The organism is Phaeobacter sp. CECT 5382 (assembly GCF_001457775.1).
In the GTDB taxonomy this organism is placed as follows: Bacteria; Pseudomonadota; Alphaproteobacteria; order Rhodobacterales; family Rhodobacteraceae; genus Pseudophaeobacter.
In genome coordinates, this window is sequence record NZ_CYSG01000010.1 from 148,163 (window position 1) to 165,400 (window position 17,238).

General features: G+C 58.6%; 16 protein-coding genes. 8 read left to right on the plus strand and 8 right to left on the minus strand.

Annotation, left to right across the window (positions count from 1 at the left end):
- Window positions 1-13: 13 nt before the first annotated feature.
- Together PH5382_RS12490 and PH5382_RS12495 are read left to right on the plus strand one after the other, a co-directional pair.
- Window positions 14-2,368, plus strand: coding sequence for a TRAP transporter large permease (locus tag PH5382_RS12490; RefSeq protein WP_058334715.1), 2,355 nt, complete (start codon window positions 14-16; stop codon window positions 2,366-2,368).
- 214 nt (window positions 2,369-2,582) lie between these two features.
- Complete coding sequence (locus tag PH5382_RS12495; protein WP_156414902.1) at window positions 2,583-3,146, plus strand: hypothetical protein; 564 nt, start codon at window positions 2,583-2,585, stop codon at window positions 3,144-3,146.
- Here the strand turns inward: PH5382_RS12495 and PH5382_RS12500 are convergent.
- Both PH5382_RS12500 and PH5382_RS12505 read right to left on the minus strand, forming a co-directional pair.
- Entirely contained in the window at window positions 3,143-3,553 is a 411-nt protein-coding gene (locus PH5382_RS12500; RefSeq protein ID WP_058334717.1) for a VOC family protein, read from the minus strand. The genes PH5382_RS12495 and PH5382_RS12500 overlap by 4 nt on opposite strands.
- Before the next feature lie 20 nt (window positions 3,554-3,573).
- Window positions 3,574-4,398: an arginyltransferase gene (locus PH5382_RS12505; protein WP_058334718.1), complete on the minus strand. Its 825-nt coding sequence runs from the start codon at window positions 4,396-4,398 to the stop codon at window positions 3,574-3,576.
- A 304-nt stretch (window positions 4,399-4,702) separates the two neighbouring features.
- On the opposite strand from PH5382_RS12505, the gene PH5382_RS12510 reads away from it, so the two are divergent.
- From PH5382_RS12510 to PH5382_RS12530, 5 genes are all read left to right on the plus strand, one after another.
- The gene (locus PH5382_RS12510) at window positions 4,703-7,534 is read left to right on the plus strand and encodes a [protein-PII] uridylyltransferase family protein (RefSeq protein WP_058334719.1); all 2,832 of its coding nucleotides are present in this window, start codon (window positions 4,703-4,705) and stop codon (window positions 7,532-7,534) included.
- A complete protein-coding gene (locus PH5382_RS12515; RefSeq protein ID WP_231751869.1) occupies window positions 7,497-7,790 on the plus strand; it encodes a hypothetical protein in 294 nt (97 codons plus the stop codon). Before PH5382_RS12510 ends, PH5382_RS12515 begins: the two co-directional genes overlap by 38 nt.
- A 181-nt stretch (window positions 7,791-7,971) precedes the next feature.
- Window positions 7,972-8,736: a DUF6778 family protein gene (locus tag PH5382_RS12520; RefSeq protein WP_058334720.1), complete on the plus strand. Its 765-nt coding sequence runs from the start codon at window positions 7,972-7,974 to the stop codon at window positions 8,734-8,736.
- Window positions 8,737-8,846: 110 nt separating this feature from the next.
- Complete coding sequence (locus tag PH5382_RS12525) at window positions 8,847-10,061, plus strand: RSP_2647 family RNA methyltransferase (RefSeq protein WP_058334721.1); 1,215 nt, start codon at window positions 8,847-8,849, stop codon at window positions 10,059-10,061.
- A gap of 10 nt (window positions 10,062-10,071) precedes the next feature.
- The gene (locus tag PH5382_RS12530) at window positions 10,072-10,635 is read left to right on the plus strand and encodes an RSP_2648 family PIN domain-containing protein (RefSeq protein ID WP_058334722.1); all 564 of its coding nucleotides are present in this window, start codon (window positions 10,072-10,074) and stop codon (window positions 10,633-10,635) included.
- 4 nt (window positions 10,636-10,639) lie between these two features.
- On the opposite strand, the gene PH5382_RS12535 is transcribed toward PH5382_RS12530, so the two are convergent.
- Both PH5382_RS12535 and PH5382_RS12540 read right to left on the minus strand, forming a co-directional pair.
- Window positions 10,640-11,635, minus strand: coding sequence for an LLM class flavin-dependent oxidoreductase (locus tag PH5382_RS12535; RefSeq protein WP_058334744.1), 996 nt, complete (start codon window positions 11,633-11,635; stop codon window positions 10,640-10,642).
- A gap of 111 nt (window positions 11,636-11,746) precedes the next feature.
- Window positions 11,747-12,433: a M48 family metallopeptidase gene (locus tag PH5382_RS12540; protein WP_058334723.1), complete on the minus strand. Its 687-nt coding sequence runs from the start codon at window positions 12,431-12,433 to the stop codon at window positions 11,747-11,749.
- Between the two features lie 162 nt (window positions 12,434-12,595).
- On the opposite strand from PH5382_RS12540, the gene PH5382_RS12545 reads away from it, so the two are divergent.
- Window positions 12,596-12,931, plus strand: coding sequence for a DUF4389 domain-containing protein (locus PH5382_RS12545; protein WP_058334724.1), 336 nt, complete (start codon window positions 12,596-12,598; stop codon window positions 12,929-12,931).
- Between the two features lie 45 nt (window positions 12,932-12,976).
- Here PH5382_RS12545 and PH5382_RS12550 read toward each other — a convergent pair whose 3' ends face one another.
- The 4 genes from PH5382_RS12550 to PH5382_RS12570 all read right to left on the minus strand — a co-directional run bounded on the left by PH5382_RS12550 (window position 12,977) and on the right by PH5382_RS12570 (window position 17,033).
- On the minus strand, window positions 12,977-14,161 hold the full coding sequence (locus tag PH5382_RS12550) for a vWA domain-containing protein (RefSeq protein WP_058334725.1): 1,185 nt from the start codon (window positions 14,159-14,161) through the stop codon (window positions 12,977-12,979).
- Window positions 14,162-14,191: 30 nt separating this feature from the next.
- On the minus strand, window positions 14,192-14,359 hold the full coding sequence (locus PH5382_RS20010; protein WP_058334726.1) for a hypothetical protein: 168 nt from the start codon (window positions 14,357-14,359) through the stop codon (window positions 14,192-14,194).
- 28 nt (window positions 14,360-14,387) lie between these two features.
- Entirely contained in the window at window positions 14,388-15,713 is a 1,326-nt protein-coding gene (locus PH5382_RS12560; protein ID WP_058334745.1) for a DUF2927 domain-containing protein, read from the minus strand.
- A gap of 480 nt (window positions 15,714-16,193) precedes the next feature.
- A complete protein-coding gene (locus PH5382_RS12570; protein WP_058334728.1) occupies window positions 16,194-17,033 on the minus strand; it encodes an AAA family ATPase in 840 nt (279 codons plus the stop codon).
- Between the last annotated feature and the right edge of the window lie 205 nt (window positions 17,034-17,238).

Consider the following 17,238-nt stretch of genomic DNA (forward strand, 5'->3'; position numbering starts at 1 on the left):
AGGGACAGCTGATATGCTTTTCGGTCTTGATGGCGTCGAACTCGGCCTGCTCATCGTATTCCTATGTCTTTTCGGAGGCATCCTTTCCGGTTTCCCAGTGGCTTTTGCCATTGGCGGAGCTGGTATCATCTCTTTTGGCATCATCGCGGCACTGGATAGTGCCGGTCTGCTAATCCACCAGGCTATCGACACCTCGTCGCAGGCCTATCAGGGGCTGGTCAACAGTGGGGTCAAACCTGATGTGATCTCCCTCTTTAGATATCCGGACCTGCCGCGGATTGCGGAACCTGTATTCGTACAGGGCTGGGAGCATGCGCTGGATCGCAATGTTTCCTTCATTGTAAACCGGATGAACGAACGGGTTCTGGCCGGGGCCTCGATTGAGACTCTGCTGGCGGTGCTGATGTTCGTTCTGATGGGGATCACCCTAGAACGGTCTAAAATCGCCAATGACCTGCTGACAACCATGGCACGGGTCTTTGGACCACTGCCCGGTGGTCTGGCGGTATCGATTGTTGTCGTTGGTGCCTTTCTTGCGGCCTCGACCGGGATTGTTGGTGCCACTGTTGTGACCATGGGCCTGCTAGCCTTGCCAACCATGCTGCGCAACAACTACTCGCCAGAGCTGGCGACAGGTGTGATCGCTGCATCCGGCACTTTGGGGCAGATCATTCCGCCTTCGATCGTTATCGTTTTGCTCGGCACTCTGGCTGGGGATCTTTATTCAACCGCACAGGAAAGCCGCGCCATCGAGGCAGGTTGTTCGGATGCGCTGACCTATCTGGGTGAGCCTGCGGTTGTGTCTGTTGGTACTCTGTTCCAGGCGGCTTTGCTGCCGGGGATCATGCTGGCACTGCTCTATGCGCTATACGCCTTTGGCTATGCGATGCTGAACCCAGAGAAGGCACCTGCTGTTGCTCTGGAGCCAAGCACGAACGAGCCGGTCACCCGTAATGAAGCCCTGCTGTGGTTCCTGGGCGCACCCGCTGCCATCATCGGTGGTGCGATGCTGCTGGGATCCTTTGGTGCCATTGGCTCGCAAAACATCACCGTATCGGCCTTTTCCGATGCTGGTCAGACGGCGTCCCTGCGTACCAATGTTGGTGAGCAGTGTCAGGCCGCGATGATTGATCTGCACGGTCAGGAGGCCTGGGAGGCCGCTGTTGCCGAACAGACCGAGATTGACGCAGCCGGTGGTGTTGCACAGGCGACCAAGCTGACAGAAGACGAACTGGCCGCTGCCAAGATCGCCAAGATCGAAGGCGCAGCACCCATCGGCACCGGACTGACTGTTCTGGTGGTGATGATGGGTCTGGTTCTGGCTGTAGGTCGCGGTGTTGCACCGTCGCGGGATGTTAAACCGCTGATCCTGGGGACTATCGGTCTGCTGTTGGTTCTGCTGATTGATGTTTTGGCTGTTGCGCCGACAACGTCACCTGGCGTGACCGTGCTTTGGATTGCACTGCCGATGCTTCTGGCGCTCTATGGCTGTCGTGAAGCCGCTGCCCGTTGCGCAAAAAATGACCTGATCCGGGTGGTTTTCCCACCTCTGGTTCTGATTGTTGCAGTGCTGGGATCAATCCTGGGTGGTATCACCAATCCAACGCCGGCTGCGGCGCTTGGGGCCGGTGGTGCAATCATGCTGGCGGCCTATCGCAAGCTGCAGGACCAGGGACAGTCGGGCAAGATCATCATTTGGGCGACCTTTGCCGTGATGATTGCGATCCTGATCGGGGTGAACTTTGATCTGCGGATCAACCAGTCCAACGTCAGCGTTGAAAGCTGGATCGCCTTTGGCTTTGCCTATGGTGCCTATCTGTTTGCTCTGTTCGGCCTGCTCTATGGCTGCTGGGTGCTGTACAAAGGCGCGGTTCTGACGCCCATCGTGCGCGAAACTGCCAAGGTCACTTCCATGGTCTTCACCATCCTGATCGGCTCGCAGCTGCTCAATCTGGTGGTGATCTCCTTTGGTGGTGAGCACTATATCCAGCAGTTCCTGAAGAGCTTTGACAACGAGATGACGGTCTTCTTGATCGTGATGCTGGTTCTGTTCTTCCTGGGTTTCGTGCTCGACTTCCTTGAGATCATCTACATCGTGATCCCGATTGTTGGCCCGGTAATCTACGGCGGCTCTTTTGATCCCAAATGGGTGACCATCATGGTTGCGGTCAACCTACAGACCTCTTTCCTGACACCGCCATTTGGCTTTGCGCTGTTCTATCTGCGCGGGGTGGCACCAAAGGAGGTCACCACCGGCCATATCTATCGAGGGGTTCTGCCCTTCGTGCTGATCCAGGTGGCGGGACTTGCGATCCTGTGGTTGTTCCCGACAATCGTGACAATCGTGCCGGCGCTGATCCCGAACTGATCACCAAAACCGGTACAGAAAGAACAACGAGGGGTCCCGATTGGGGCCCCTTTTTTACTGGGCAGAAGGATCGCGCCGATAGAAGAAAGGTGCGATCACATGTCCCGGGGAGGCAGACTTTACAAACTTGGAAGGTCGTCTAGTCTTTACGCCATGTCAGGGGAGAGACAGCTCAGCGGGCGTCGGGGCAAACATTAGAGGGGGAATGGGTTCCATGACCTTGCTAAAAGATTGGCACAGCGCGAAAAAACGCTATGACGCCGCGCGCAAGGACGCGCTGCGCCAGATCAAGACCCTGCAACAGAAACGGGACGCTGCAGAGTATTTTCTGGAGGCCCAAACGGCCCGAAAGCTCGACGATGAGGCGCATATGCGAAAGATCAGGGCTTTTCGGGATGAATTCGCGTCGGCAAATGTCCTGAAAATTCGGGTTCTTCTGGATCGTGAAATCAACGATCTGAGTGCAATAGATGCCAGGCCCTTTACTGGAATAGAGCAAGCATTGAATGATCTCGAACGGGTTTTGGGGGCTGCGGAAAAACTCATCTCAAAAGGGGATGTCGCGGCTTCAAGCTGGAACCAGTATCGAGAGATCTATGATGGTTGTACCCATCGATTGATGGCGGCCAACGATCGGTTTGACGCGTTCAGCAGCAGGCGCGCCAATCTCGAGGCAAAGCTGGCGCTGCGTCTGGATCACGCAGAGATACTGCGCAAGATCGGCCAGCGAAGCCGCGCGGTACATGTCTTTCTGAAGGAAAACGAGGTCGCAGGCTAGGCAAGCGGGGGGGCGAACTGAAGCAGGTCCCAGCGGTTGCCAAAGGGGTCTCGCCAGACAGCAACTGTGCCATAGGGCTCATGCCTAGGCGGTTCTTCGAAGTGAACGCCAGCTAGGCGCATGCTTTCATAGTCGCGTTGGAAATCATCGGTTGTCAGGAAGAGGCCAACGCGCCCGCCAAATTGATTGCCGATTGCTGCTTGCTGATGCGGGCCCTCGGCGCGGGCAAGAATCAGGCTGGCCTGGGACGCCCCGGTAGACGCCCCGGGCGGCAGAATTCGGACCCAGCGCTTGTCCCCCTGATCGATGTCTTCAGCGAGCTGCCAGTTCAGGGTGCCGCAATAAAAGGCTATCGCAGTATCGTAGTCAGAAACTACCAACGAAAATGCATGTAGGGTCTGGGGCATTCAGGTGCTCATCCAGTCGTTTATCGGCGGCGATAGGCGGTCTGCTCCGGCAGATGGATATTGGCCACCTGTTCGGAAATTGGATCAGTCGAAAGCGGATGGGTGCTTTCGGCAAATTCTGCTGGATCGCGCATCTTTTTCCAGCTGCCCTGGTGATAGATTTCGAGCCCTGAGAATTTTTCTTTATAGCCCATTTTGCGGCTGCCAGGCACCCAATAGCCAAGGTAGACGTAGGGCAGACCGGCCTCGCGGGCGATCTCGATATGATCGAGGATCATGAAGGTGCCCATGGAATTATGTTGTAGCTCAGGATTGTAGAAAGAATAGACCATGCTCAGCCCATCTTCGAGCACATCCGTCAGCGACACAGCAACAAGTGAGCTGAACTGTGGTTCACTATATTCAACCACCCGGCTGCGGATCGGTGTTTCTTCAATCATCGCAGCATATTCAAAAACGTCCATATCAGCCATTCCGCCATCGGCGTGGCGGCTGTCGAGATAGCTCCGGAACAGTGCGTATTGATCTTCGGTGGCCCAGGGGGATGTGGCGCGGCGGATAAGATAGTCGTTGCGCTTGAGGATACGTTTCTGGCTGCGGCTTTTGTGAAACGCAGCCACATCTATCCGGGCTGACAAGCAAGCAGAACAATCTGAGCAGGACGGTCGATACAGCACGTTTTGTGAGCGGCGAAACCCCTGATGTGACAAGCTATTGTTGAGCTGCTCGGCGCCATCTCCCTGCAACGAGGTAAACAGTTTTCGCTCCATCCGGTTTTCCAGATAGGGGCAGGGCTGCGGAGCCGTCACATAAAACTGGGGAGCAATAGGAAGTGTATGGCGCATATGGAAATGAAGCTGATCGCAGGGGTTGTTGGCTCGATAATAGATGTCCCCGGCAGGATAGCAATCTCAATCCCCGGAGCCAAGCTGACTATGAGATCTGGGTTAAGACCACAGCAATCTACTGTTCGGCCTGCTTGTCGGACAACTGTCCGGCTATGGTTTATGGGCAGTGAAAGATCGCCTCGTTCAGGTACTGACAGGCGGTAAACCATGCAAACTATGCAGTCGCTAAATGCGAAGAGTCGCAGGCTAAACCAGAGCAGCGAGGGTTGACGCCACAGGGCGGGCGGAACAGTGTCTGGCCATGACTGATAGCCTCAAAACTGATCGCCTCGACATTTCCCGCATTCCGCGCCCTTATGATGTAGCATTAGGGGCCGAAGCCCGCGCCTTGGTGCCAGGAGTGCCGTCTGAGATGGGAGAGCTTGTGGCCGGTGCGGCAGGTTCCAGCCCCTATTTGAAAGGCTTGATCGAACAGGAAGCCGGGTGGATCGCCGCGGCTTTGGAGGCACCGCAAAGCGCATTGGCGAGCGTCTTTGCAGATTGTCGGGCCTTGGAAAAAGATCAGTTGAAACCCGGCTTGCGTCAGGCCAAACGGCGCGTGGCGCTGCTGACCGCCCTTTGTGATCTGTCCGGAGGGTGGAGTCTGGAGCAAGTGACCGGCGCGTTGACGGATTTTGGCGCGCTTTGCGCCGATGTTGCGATCAAGGCGGAAATTGCTGCGCTCATCCGAAGAAAAAAACTGCCGGGACTGGGGGAGGCGGATGTTGAAACCGCCGGCGGCCTGGCCATTCTGGCAATGGGCAAGATGGGCGCACATGAGCTGAACTACAGTTCGGATATTGATCTGATCTGTCTGTTTGATGAGACGCGATTTGATCCGGATGTATTTTTTGAGGCACGTCAGGGCATGGTGCGGGCAACCCGAAACATGTGTGCCACGCTCAGCGATCGCACCGCCGACGGCTATGTCTTTCGCACAGATCTGCGGCTGCGGCCTGATCCCGCTGTCACCCCGGTCTGTCTCGCGATGGAGGCGGCGGAACGCTACTATGAGAGCCTTGGGCGCACCTGGGAGCGGGCTGCCTATATCAAGGCGCGCGCCTGTGCCGGTGATCTGGCGGCAGGAGAGGCCTTTTTGAAAACACTGCGCCCCTTTGTCTGGCGGCGTCATCTGGATTTTGCCGCCATTCAAGATGCGCATGATATGCGGCTCAGGATCCGCGAAAACAAAGGCACAGGAGGGCCGATCACGGTTCCGGGCCATGATATGAAACTCGGGCGGGGCGGTATTCGCGAGATTGAGTTTTTCACCCAGACGCGCCAGTTGATCGCCGGTGGGCGGGACGAAAGCCTGCGTCTGCGAGGCACTGTCGAAGGGCTGGCAGCGCTTGCGGGCAAGGACTGGATTCCCGGTGATGTGGCCGACAGTCTTTCCGGGCATTACCGGGCGCATCGCGAAGTCGAGCACCGCATCCAGATGGTCCATGACGCCCAGACCCACAGAATGCCGAACACGGCCGAGGGTATTGCCCGGGTTGCTTGCCTGATGGACCGTGATCCGGCGGATCTGCAAAGCGAGATTCGCAAGCGCCTCGTTGAAGTCCACGACATGACAGAGGGCTTTTTTGCCCCGGATGCGGCACCTGCTGCCGAAGCGGTTGTACCAGACGATCTTGACGAAGCTGTGATTGGCCGCTGGCCGACCTATCCTGCCCTGCGCTCACCGCGCGGCGCGCAGATATTTGAACGCCTGAAACCGGAATTGCTGAGCCGCCTGGGCCGCACCGCCAAACCTGCCGAGGCCCTGCTGGCGCTGGACGGGTTTTTGGCCGGGCTGCCGGCCGGGGTGCAATTGTTCTCCCTATTCGAAGCCAATCCACAGCTTTTGGATCTTCTGGTCGATATCGTCGGCACCTCCCAGGCGCTGGCGAGTTTCTTGTCGCGTAACTCGGGCGTTTTTGACGCCGTCATTGGCGGCACTTTCTTTGAGGACTGGCCGGGGCAGGCGAGTCTCAAAGCTGAGCTGGACGGCATTCTCAACCTTGAGACCGACTATGAAACCAAGCTGGATGCGGCGCGGCGCTGGTGCAAGGAGTGGCATTTCCGCATTGGGGTGCATCATCTGCGCGGGTTGATCTGCGCGGCGGAAGCCGGGCGCCAATACGCGGATCTCGCCGAGGTGGTTGTCGCGGCACTGCTGCCCCAGGTCATGGATCAGTTTGCCATCAAACATGGACCGGCGCCGGGCAAAGGGCCGATTGTGATTGCCATGGGATCTCTTGGGGCCGGGCAGATCAATGCGCAGTCCGATCTGGACGTCATCGTGGTCTATGATCCCCAGGACGTGGAGATGTCCGATGGCCGCAAGCCCTTGGCGACCCGTCCCTATTATGCGCGGCTGACACAGGCGTTGATCACGGCACTGTCAGCACCGATGTCGCAGGGGCGGCTCTATGAGGTGGACATGCGTCTGCGCCCCTCTGGCAATCAGGGACCGGTTGCGACCAGCTGGTCCGGGTTTACCCAATACCAGCAAGATGAGGCCTGGGTCTGGGAACATCTGGCCCTTACCCGGGCGCGGGTGGTGGCGGGGGACCCCGAACTGATGCAGGCATTTGAAACTTTCCGGCAATCCGTCCTCGGGCAGAACCGTAGCCGTAGGGCGATCCTTGCGGAAGTTTCGGATATGCGGGATCGGTTGGCAGCGTCCAAGGCCCCGGCGGGCCTGTGGGATGCCAAGACCGGTGCCGGCCGTATGATGGATGTTGAATTGCTGTCGCAGGCCGGGGCGCTGCTGGCGGGGGCTTCGACACGGGACGTGGCTAGCGGTTTGCAACAAGCCGTCGCTTGTGGCTGGCTGGATGCCGCAGATGCGCTGTTTTTGCAGGACTCCTACAGCCTATACTGGTCAGTGCAGACCTCGGCCCGATTGCTGAGCAGTGCGGCTCTTGATGAAAGCGCTCTGGGCGAGGGGGCGGCCCTGTTTCTGATCCGCAGCACCGGTTATGATAGGTTGGATGCGCTGTCAGAGGCCCTTGAACAGGCCTATCAACGCTGTGATGCGATTATTGCGCAGGCCCTGGAGGAGGGGCAAGATGATGCCGGAACCGATGCCGATGCAGACCCTGAATGAGCTGGATCATAAAAACCTGATCCGCGAAGCCTACCGGATCGAAGGGATTACTGACAGCCAGTGCCGCAGTATCTTTCTGGACTGGGCGCTGAGCCTGCCGGTGGATCAGGACAACCGGCAGGCAATCGAACAGATCATGCTTCACTACGGCGGCGAACCGGAGGGTCACCCGATGACAGAGGTCCTGCGCCAGGGGTTGGCTGAAATGGCAAAACCCCGGCGTCGCGGTGGCTGGCGGTCACGCCCGCGCGACTGACTGAGGATCGATTGCTGATGGCCGATTGGGCAATCGGCTGGCAGGTGCCACAGTTTTTCCCAATAGATTTCGATTTCGTTAAATTGGACTAAAAATGTCCAATTCCTGCCCTGATTGAGGGGCAGTTTGCTCCTTAACCAATATTGCCGGACCTCTTCGGTAATTGCCAAGGAGCAGACCCATGATGAACCTTCGCGCGATGATCTTGACAGCCGCCCTCGGCGGTAGCCTTTCGGCCTGTGCCGCGGTGGACATCCCGTCGCGCAATGCCCCCTATGAAAGCCTTCCAGCCTATGTCGAAGGCGTCGCAGAGGGCTATCAGGAGATCGACCATCTGGCACCTGAGTTTCAGCCACAAGCCGTGACCCCGGTTGTCGCGGTCGGCGCATTGACCGGGCCCGGGACAGCCGCGCAGAAATCGCCTTTGCTGGGCAGCGGCGTTTCTGTCTCCAAGGTCAATGTCCGGGTGCCACGCACCCTGAAGGTTTCCGAAGCCAACAGATACTTGCCACAGGGTGATATCGTTTGGCGTGAAGACCCGGTTGGCGACCGCCATGCGCAGGTGCAGGCCATCGTGCAGGCTGGGCTAGAGCGGGGAGTGCACGCGCTGGAGGGACCCGTGGCGACCGAGCTGGACGTGGAAGTTCTGCGGTTCCATGCGCTGACGCAAAAGGCGCGCTATACCACCGGTGGGGTGCATGCGATTGCCTTTACCATGGTCCTGCGTGATGCTGAAACCGGCGAGGCCCTGACGCCGGTACGCCAGATCGAAGCTAATTTCACCGCCTATGGTGGGCGTCGTGCGCTGGTGGCCATTGCCGAGGGGCAGACCCAGAAAGTGCGCATCACCCAGGAACTGGCTAAGGTCATCCAGCAGGAGATCCTACGCCCCGGCAGCCGCACGCCCCGCCGAGGCGGGCTGATCCTGGCACTCAACAAACTGTAGCGATTGCGTTCATCGCCGAAGTGGCGTGAATGAGACGAGATCATCGGGGGCGGTATCATAGCGATGCCAGCCCCCTTTCCCTGTTGCACCGTTAGGGCTAAGAGGGGCGCATGACAGCCTCATCTTCCGCGCCCGAGCGCCCCCGCGTAAAACTCCTGCCCAAAGCCAATGCCCGCGCCCTGCGCCATGGCTTTCCCTGGGTCTATTCCAACGAGCTGGTCACCGACCGGCGCACCCGCAAGCTGGCTCCCGGCAGTCTGGCGGTCCTGTTGGATGAGGTGCAGACCCCGATGGGGCTGGTGGCGATCAATCCAGAAAGCAAGATCATTGCCCGCATGCTGGACCGAAATCCGGATGCGGTGATTGATCAGGCCTGGTTTGCCGCGCGCATCTCGCGCGCCTTTGCCATGCGTGAGCTTCTGTATGACGCGCCATTCTATCGTCTGGTCCACGCCGAGGCCGATGGTCTGCCGGGCATTGTCATCGACCGGTTTGGCGCCGCCTGCGTGGTGCAGCCAAACGCCGCCTGGGCAGAGACCCATCTCGAGGCGCTGACCGCAGCCCTGGCCGAGGTCACCGGCTGTGAGGTGATCCTCAAGAATGCCTCGGGTCGGACCCGTGGGCTTGAGGGGCTGGATGATGTCAACGCGACCCTGCTGGGGGACACTCCTGCGGCACCAATTGCGGTTGCGATGAACGGCGCGACCTATATGGCGGATCTGACCGGCGGTCAGAAAACCGGTCTGTTTTATGATCAGCGTGACAACCACGCCTTTGCTGCCCGTCTGGTGCCACAGGGCGGCGATGTGCTGGATGTGTTTTCCCATGTTGGCGGTTTTGGTCTGGCGATGCGCGCGGCGGGGGCGGCCTCTGTCACCTGTGTTGATGGTTCCGCTGCGGCATTGGATCTGGCCGGGCAGGGGGCTGCGGCCTCGGGCTTTGGCGACAGCTTCACCGCCCTGCAAGGCGATGCCTTTGACCAGTTGGCCAACCTGGCAGAGGAAGGTCGCACATTTGATGTCGTGATCTGTGATCCACCTGCTTTTGCGCCGTCAAAACCGGCGCTGGAGGCCGGTCTGCGTGCCTATGAACGGATCGCCAAATTGGCGGCGCCACTGGTGAAACCCGGCGGCTATCTGGGGCTTTGTTCCTGTTCTCATGCGGCGGACCTTGCGCGGTTCCGCAATGCTTCGGCGCGTGGTATTGGCCGCTCTGGTCGACGCAGTCAGCTGATCCACACTGGATATGCCGGGCCGGATCATCCGCAGCTGCCACAGCTGGCCGAAAGCGGCTATCTCAAAGCTGTCTTTTTCCGGCTGGATTGATCTGCTGACGATGAAATTGCTGCTCGATACCTGCGTGCTTTACCCGACCGTGATGCGCGAGATGCTGATTGGTGCGGCGCGTCTGGGACATTTCACGCCGCTGTGGTCGGCGCGTATTCTGGAAGAATGGCGTCGCGCCGCGCTGAAACTCGGCCCCGTTGGCGCAGCCCAGGCAGAGGCTGAGGTGGCGCTTTTGAAAGCAAACTGGCCGCAGGCAGAGATCGCCCCGTCACCGGGGCTGGAATCGCGGCTCTATCTGCCGGATGCCGCAGATATTCATGTGCTGGCCGCCGCCATTGCAGGGCACGCGGATGCTATTGTCACCGTCAACAACAAGGATTTCCCCCGCCATACATTGGCAGAGGAGGGGCTGGAACGGCTTGGCCCGGATCAACTGCTATATGATCTCTGGCTCAAGGATCCAGCAGGTATGGAGGAACTTGGCACGCGGGTTCTGGCAGAGGCCAACCGCCTGTCCCAGATGCGTTCCGGTGGCGGTTGGGAGATCCGGCCCCTGCTGAAAAAGGCACGCTTGCCGCGGCTTGCCAAAGCTTTGGCAGGGCTTTCAGCCTGAGGCACTACAATGATTTAAGCGCCGCAGCTGCAATCTCGAACGAGCGCAGGCGCGCGGCGTGATCATGGATCTGCCCGGTGATGATTACCTCGTCAGGGGCGTAGCGCATGATGATCTGTGACAGCTCTTGCTTCACCGTCTCGGGACTACCGGTGGCAGAGATGGTCAGGGCCTCGTTCACGCCTGCCAGCACCGGCGGCGACAGATGCTGGGTGATGTCATCAACGGGGCGGGGCAGCTTTCCGGGCTGGCCCAGACGCAGTCGCGCAAAGGCCTGCTGCATGGTCGTGCGCAGGCGGATGCCTTCAGCATCGGTTTCGGCGCCAAAGACATTGACCGCCATCATCGCATGTGGCTGGTCCAGATAGGCCGACGGGCGGAAGGCGCGGCGATAGACTTCCAGTGCCTCTTCCAGCGCTTGTGGCGCGAAATGCGACGCAAAGGCATAGGGTAGGCCCAGTTGGGCCGCCAGTTGCGCCCCATAGAGGCTGGAGCCAAGGATCCAGACCGGAACATTGCTGTTCTGGCCCGGAAAGGCGCGGACTTTGGCATCTGGGTCAATTGGGCCAAGGAAGCCAATCAGATCAATTACATCCTGCGGAAAGCTGTCACCGGATGCATGGCCTGGCGCCATGCCACGTCGCAGCGCGCGGGCGGTCTGCATGTCGGTACCGGGCGCGCGCCCCAGCCCGAGATCAATCCGATCCCCATAAAGGGCAGCAAGGGTGCCAAAGGCCTCGGCGACCATGTAGGGGGCGTGGTTGGGCAGCATGATGCCACCGGCACCCACACGGATGGTGTTTGTCTGGCTGGAGATATGGCCGATCAGGACTGCAGTGGCGGCGCTGGCGATACCGGGCATATTGTGATGCTCCGCCAGCCAATAGCGATGATACCCCCAGCCTTCGGCCTGCTGCGCCAGATCGGTGCTGTTTGCAAAAGATTGTGGGATCTCGCTGCCTTCGGGCACCGGGGCAAGATCAAGGAGGGAATAGCGCATCAGGGGATCCAATCGAGGCTTCCAGTCACGGGAACTTGTGATCTGGGTGTTGCGCGCTGATTTGGCAAGGGGCCACGGATCGGTGACGCAGTGTCAGGATCTGGATCGGTGTTAGGTTTTGGCCCAGCTTGCTTCAAGCCGTTCAAGGGCTGCAATACGTTCTTCGGTTTTGGGGTGCGACATGAGCCAGGCGGGGGCCATACCTGCGCGGGACTGTGTCAGCGCTTCGAGTTTACGAAACAGGCTCTTTTGTGGCTCAAGGCCAATGCCGGATTTCGCCAGCAGGGCGGCGGCATATTCATCGGCTTCATATTCATCGCCCCGTGACAGGCGCGCGGCCAGCAGGTTTGCAAGCATACCTGCGATCCAGGGGCCGACAAAGGGAATGTAGCGCCCCAAGATCATCATCAGCGCGGTGCGCAGGGCGTTCTGGCCGGAGAAATCAATGATCCGCTTTTTGGCATGTCCCAGCGCCACATGCCCCATCTCATGTGCGATGACCGAAGCAAGCTCAGCTTCGCTGACCTCGCCACTTTGATATTTGCGATAAAACCCGCGGGTGATGAAAATCCGCCCGTCAGGGGCGGCCAGACCATTCACCGGGTCCACCTCGTAGATGAAAACCGGGATGCGCTCGATCTCGAGCGCGGCCGCCATGCGATCGGTCAGACGGCGCAGTTTTGCATCGGCGAGCTCAGTTGAACGTGCGTCCAGTTCACGATGGGTGCGCCAGACGGAAATCCGGTACATGACAAGACCGTAGATCACGGCCAATAGGATCGGTGTGAAACGCAACATGCGCTAGATATGGTGGGAATGCGCGCCCGGAGCAAGGGCAGCCTTCCGGGAGTTTCAGAAATCCGCAGTAGAAAAACCGTCATCAGGCCGGGGCAGGCGCGTTTCTACGCGCAGGCTCGGGTTGATCTGTGCTACACAAGAAATGAGCCGCAGCAATCGTAGATGAGAACAGAGACCAATCCAGTGCCAGAACATGACCATTCAAAACAAGATAGCATCGAAGGTCGCCTTCACGGCGAACAGTTTGAACCTGCAGAGAAAGACAGCCTTGTTACGCGGCTGATCTACATGATCCTGATCGCGGTGATGATTTCATTGGCACAGACAGTGCTGGTCACAGCCACGGTGCTGCAGTTTATCGTCATGGCTATTCATAAGGAGCCTAATGAAAGGCTGGCGGATTTCGGTACCGACCTTGGTATCTGGATGGCCAAGGCCGCGCGCTATCAGATGGCCGCAAGCAATGTCAAACCCTGGCCTTGGACAGATCTGGACTAAGCCGAACGGCACAATCAGACACGGCCTATAGCCGGGGTGCCTGTGCTATTTCGTCAGCTCTTTCATGCCGCTTTCCAGTCCAGACAGCGTCATAGGGACCATGCGATCTTCGAATATGTCGCGGATCATCCCGATGGAATGGGTATAGTCCCAGTGTTTTTCCGGCACCGGATTGATCCAGAGATGGCTTTTCCATTGGTCGCGGGCGCGTTCCAGCCAGACTTGGCCTGCCTCCTGGTTCCAATGCTCATTGGCGCCACCTGGATAGGCGATCTCATAGGGGGACATCGAGGCGTCGCCGACAAATATGCATTTGTAGTCAGGCCCATAGGTCCGCAGTACCTCATGGGTGGACATCTGTGCTTCCCAGCGGCGACGGTTGTCGCGCCAGACTCCTTCGTAAAGGCAGTTGTGGAAGTAGAAATATTCCAGATGCTTGAACTCGGTCCGGGCGGCTGAAAACAGCTCTTCCACCACTTTGATATGCGGATCCATCGAGCCGCCAACATCCAGAAACAACAGAACTTTTACAGCATTGTGGCGCTCGGGTCGGGTCTTGACATCGAGATAGCCATGCTCCGCTGTTGACCGGATGGTATTGTCGAGATCGAGCTCTTCATGAGCGCCTTCGCGCACCCAGCGACGCAGGCGTTTCAGGGCCACCTTAATGTTGCGAGTGCCCAGTTCAACATCGCCATCCAGGTTCTTGAATTCACGCTTGTCCCAGACTTTAACGGCGCGCTGGTGGCGGCTTTCTTTCTGGCCGATTCGCACCCCTTCGGGGTTGTAGCCATAGGCCCCGAACGGGGAAGTGCCAGCAGTGCCAACCCATTTGTTGCCGCCCTGATGGCGGCCCTTTTGTTCCTCGAGCCGCTCTTTCAGCGTCTCCATCAGCTTTTCAAAGCCGCCCAAGGCTTCGATTTCGGCTTTTTCCTCAGCGCTCATGTGTTTTTCAGCCATCTTGCGCAGCCACTCTTCGGGGATGTCGACGGCGTCCATCACGGCCGAGTCCGGGATCGCTTCAAGACCTTCAAAAGTGGCGGCAAAGGCGCGGTCGAACTTGTCGATATTGCGCTCGTCCTTCACCATGGCAGCGCGCGCCAGATAGTAGAAGGCCTCAATGTCATAGGTGACGAGACCCTTTTTCATCCCTTCCAGAAAGGTGAGATACTCCCGCAGGGAAACGGGAATCGCGGCTTTGCGCAGATTTTCAAAAAAGGGCTGGAACATGCCGTGTCTCCCGCAGGGTTAGACCACCCCTTAGATTGCCATGCGGTGAATCACGATGGTGGCGATGATGCCAATAATAGCAAAACCGATGCCGTAGACAGCGCCATATTGCACCATATCAGCGGTATTGCCGCCACGTTTTCGCGCGGTGAATGCGCCGAGAAGAACCCCCAGCAGGACTGCAGCAATTACGATCATGTCTTTTCCGCCTGTTTTCGCGCTCAAGTCAGTTGGTTGACCGGCGCAGCTCCGCCACTTCGCGAACCTTGGATTGCACCGCCCAATCCGGGCCAAACCCGTAGCGTGCCCATCCCAGGCTGTCCAGTCTGACGGTGTTTGCAGTGGCAAATTGGCCCAACAGATCCAGCGCTTCGGCCTTGATCAGCAGAGCCGTCGCCAAAAGGGCAGCGTTCTCGTGGCGCTCGGCGATCGCAAGAACCGGGCCGATGCGTTGCAACGCGGCTTCGCCATTGCCATGCGCGATTTCATAGGCCGCCATGCGGGGACGCACGATGGCCTGATGGAGGTCTGTATTAGGCATCTGGCGCAGGAAATCCAAAGCAGTCTGGAAATGGCGCTGGGCTAGGTCTGGTTCATTGGACTGGATCATCCGTCCCAGCACATAGTGGCTATAGGCGCGGCGATGGTCATACCAGCCCAGGTCGCGGGCGATCACGACAGCCTGGTTTGCTGCACGTTTGCGACTATTGGCGCTGCTGCCGGGCCCCAGCGCAGCCTCAATCGCGGCAATCCAGGGCCGCGGCGTGGCGCTGAGAGCCTGTGATGGCAGGTTTTCGCCGGTCGGGTTGAGCCTGCGTAGCAGGCCGGGCAGGGCCTCGGCCACCTGGTCGCGGGTCATGCCGGTACGCAGTTCCGGCGCATAGGTCGCGCGTAGCACAAGCATGTCAAAACCGGTCAGAACCGTATGGACATTGTCGTCATTGAAAACGGAATCGGGTAGCCGATAGAGATCATTCAGCGGGCCGATCGCCTGCGCCAGCTCTTCGTGTAAACAATCGCGCGCCTCTTGTGGGCTGACATCATTGGGAACAAAAACGGCTAGTTTTTCGCGGTTGCGCAGCAGTGACCAATTGGTTTCCGGGCTGCGTCGTTTGCGGCGGAGCTCCGCCAGCGACGTAACATTGGGAACGACAAAGCAGGCCGCCTTGGGCAGGGCGCGGTGGATGGCTTTGCTGGACACCGCCTGAATGGTGATTTCCGCAGGGCCAGCGCTGACCTGTTGGATTTGAATGCCTGCCTCACGGTTCAGCCGGGCGAGCAGGCGGCTGAGATCTCTTAGAAAGCCCTGGCTGGGCGTGCCGGCTACCTGGAGCCGAATGGGCCGTTCAAAGCGGGTGAAAACCGGCAGGGCGGTTCCCCCTTCGAGTTTGAAATGCAGATCCAGGAAATCACGCGCGATATCGCGGTTGGACCGATGCGGCCTCTGCGGTTTTGGGGTCGTAAAAGCTTTGGCGGGGGGCAGGGTGCCGATGGCAAGCGCGGCGCGGCTGGCCGGTGTCTGGCTATCGGGCAGACCGCAGGCTGTGATCATCCCGGATATCGTCACCAGCGAGGCCGCGCGGGCAAAGCGGGCGAGCTGCGAAAGAAGTCGCGACTGAAACAGAGGCGAAGGCCGGGGCAGGGGGGCTGTGGTCATCGCGGCACTGTCTCCACCAGAATGTTTCCTCTCAAATACATGCACCAATCAAATACATGCACCAATGGCAGTGCAAGATCACGCTGCAGGATCACCAGCATCACCGGCACCTTTGATGCAGCCGAGATACCACGGAGCTGTTGGGCCCATATGATCCGGGTCTTCAGCAAATGATAGGACAATGGGGCGGGAATATGAAGACCGGGTGGCCACGACGTGGAACCTGTCTAAAATCCGTGCGTCATGTGCGGTGCTGACTTTCGGGGACCGGATGTGTGAGGGTGGAATTCGGTTGTCTCCGCCGCCTCCCTGTCTGTCTGAAAGACAGGGAGGCGGACGGAATTGGAAGGAGCACTGAAAAAGGCGTGTCAGCTGTCAGCGACGGCCACGTGCCATAAAGGCGAGCCGTTCGAACAGATGGACGTCCTGTTCGTTTTTCAACAATGCGCCATGCAGTTTTGGCAAGGCATCGGCACCGTTGCGGGCCAGATCCTCGGGGCTGAGGTCCTCGGCCAGCAGCAGCTTGAGCCAGTCCAGAACTTCCGAAGTCGAAGGCTTTTTCTTCAGCCCGGCGGTGTCGCGGATCTCGTAGAACTGCGTCAGCGCGGTGGTGAGCAGCGCTTCCTTGATGTCTGGGTGATGCACCGCGACGATCTTTTTCATCGTCTCCGCATCCGGGAACTGGATGTAGTGGAAAAAACAGCGGCGCAAAAAGGCATCCGGCAGTTCTTTTTCGTTGTTCGAAGTGATGATCATGATCGGGCGCTGTCTGGCGCGGATGGTTTCCCCGGTTTCATAAACATGGAACTCCATCTTATCGAGTTCCTGCAAAAGGTCGTTGGGGAATTCGATATCGGCCTTATCGATTTCATCAATCAAAAGAACGACTTTCTCGTCAGCCTCAAAGGCCTCCCAGAGTTTGCCTTTTTTGATGTAGTTTTTCACGTCATGGACGCGCTCTTCGCCCAACTGGCTGTCACGCAAGCGGCTGACGGCGTCATATTCATAGAGCCCCTGCTGGGCGCGGGTGGTGGATTTTACGTTCCACTCGATCATTCTCAGCCCCAGGGCATCCGCGACCTGGCGGGCCAGTTCGGTCTTGCCGGTGCCGGGTTCGCCCTTGACCAGGAGCGGCCGCTCCAAGGTAACGGCGGCATTTACCGCGACTTTGAGGTCATCGGTGGCGACATAGTCTTTAGTGCCCTGAAATTGCATAAGTAATACGGATCCCCTGCTAAAGTCTGTGCGATCTGGTGCATTTAGCAAGGTTTTAACCCGGTCTGTTTACTATTGTGTAGTGACAATCGGCCTGTCAGGAGATAAACGCAGCGGCATGGGGAGCCAGGATGTATGGCGAAAATTAAACCCGCATTTCCCAAGTAACTTGACGTTTTCGCGCCTCCAACGGCCACTAATGTGT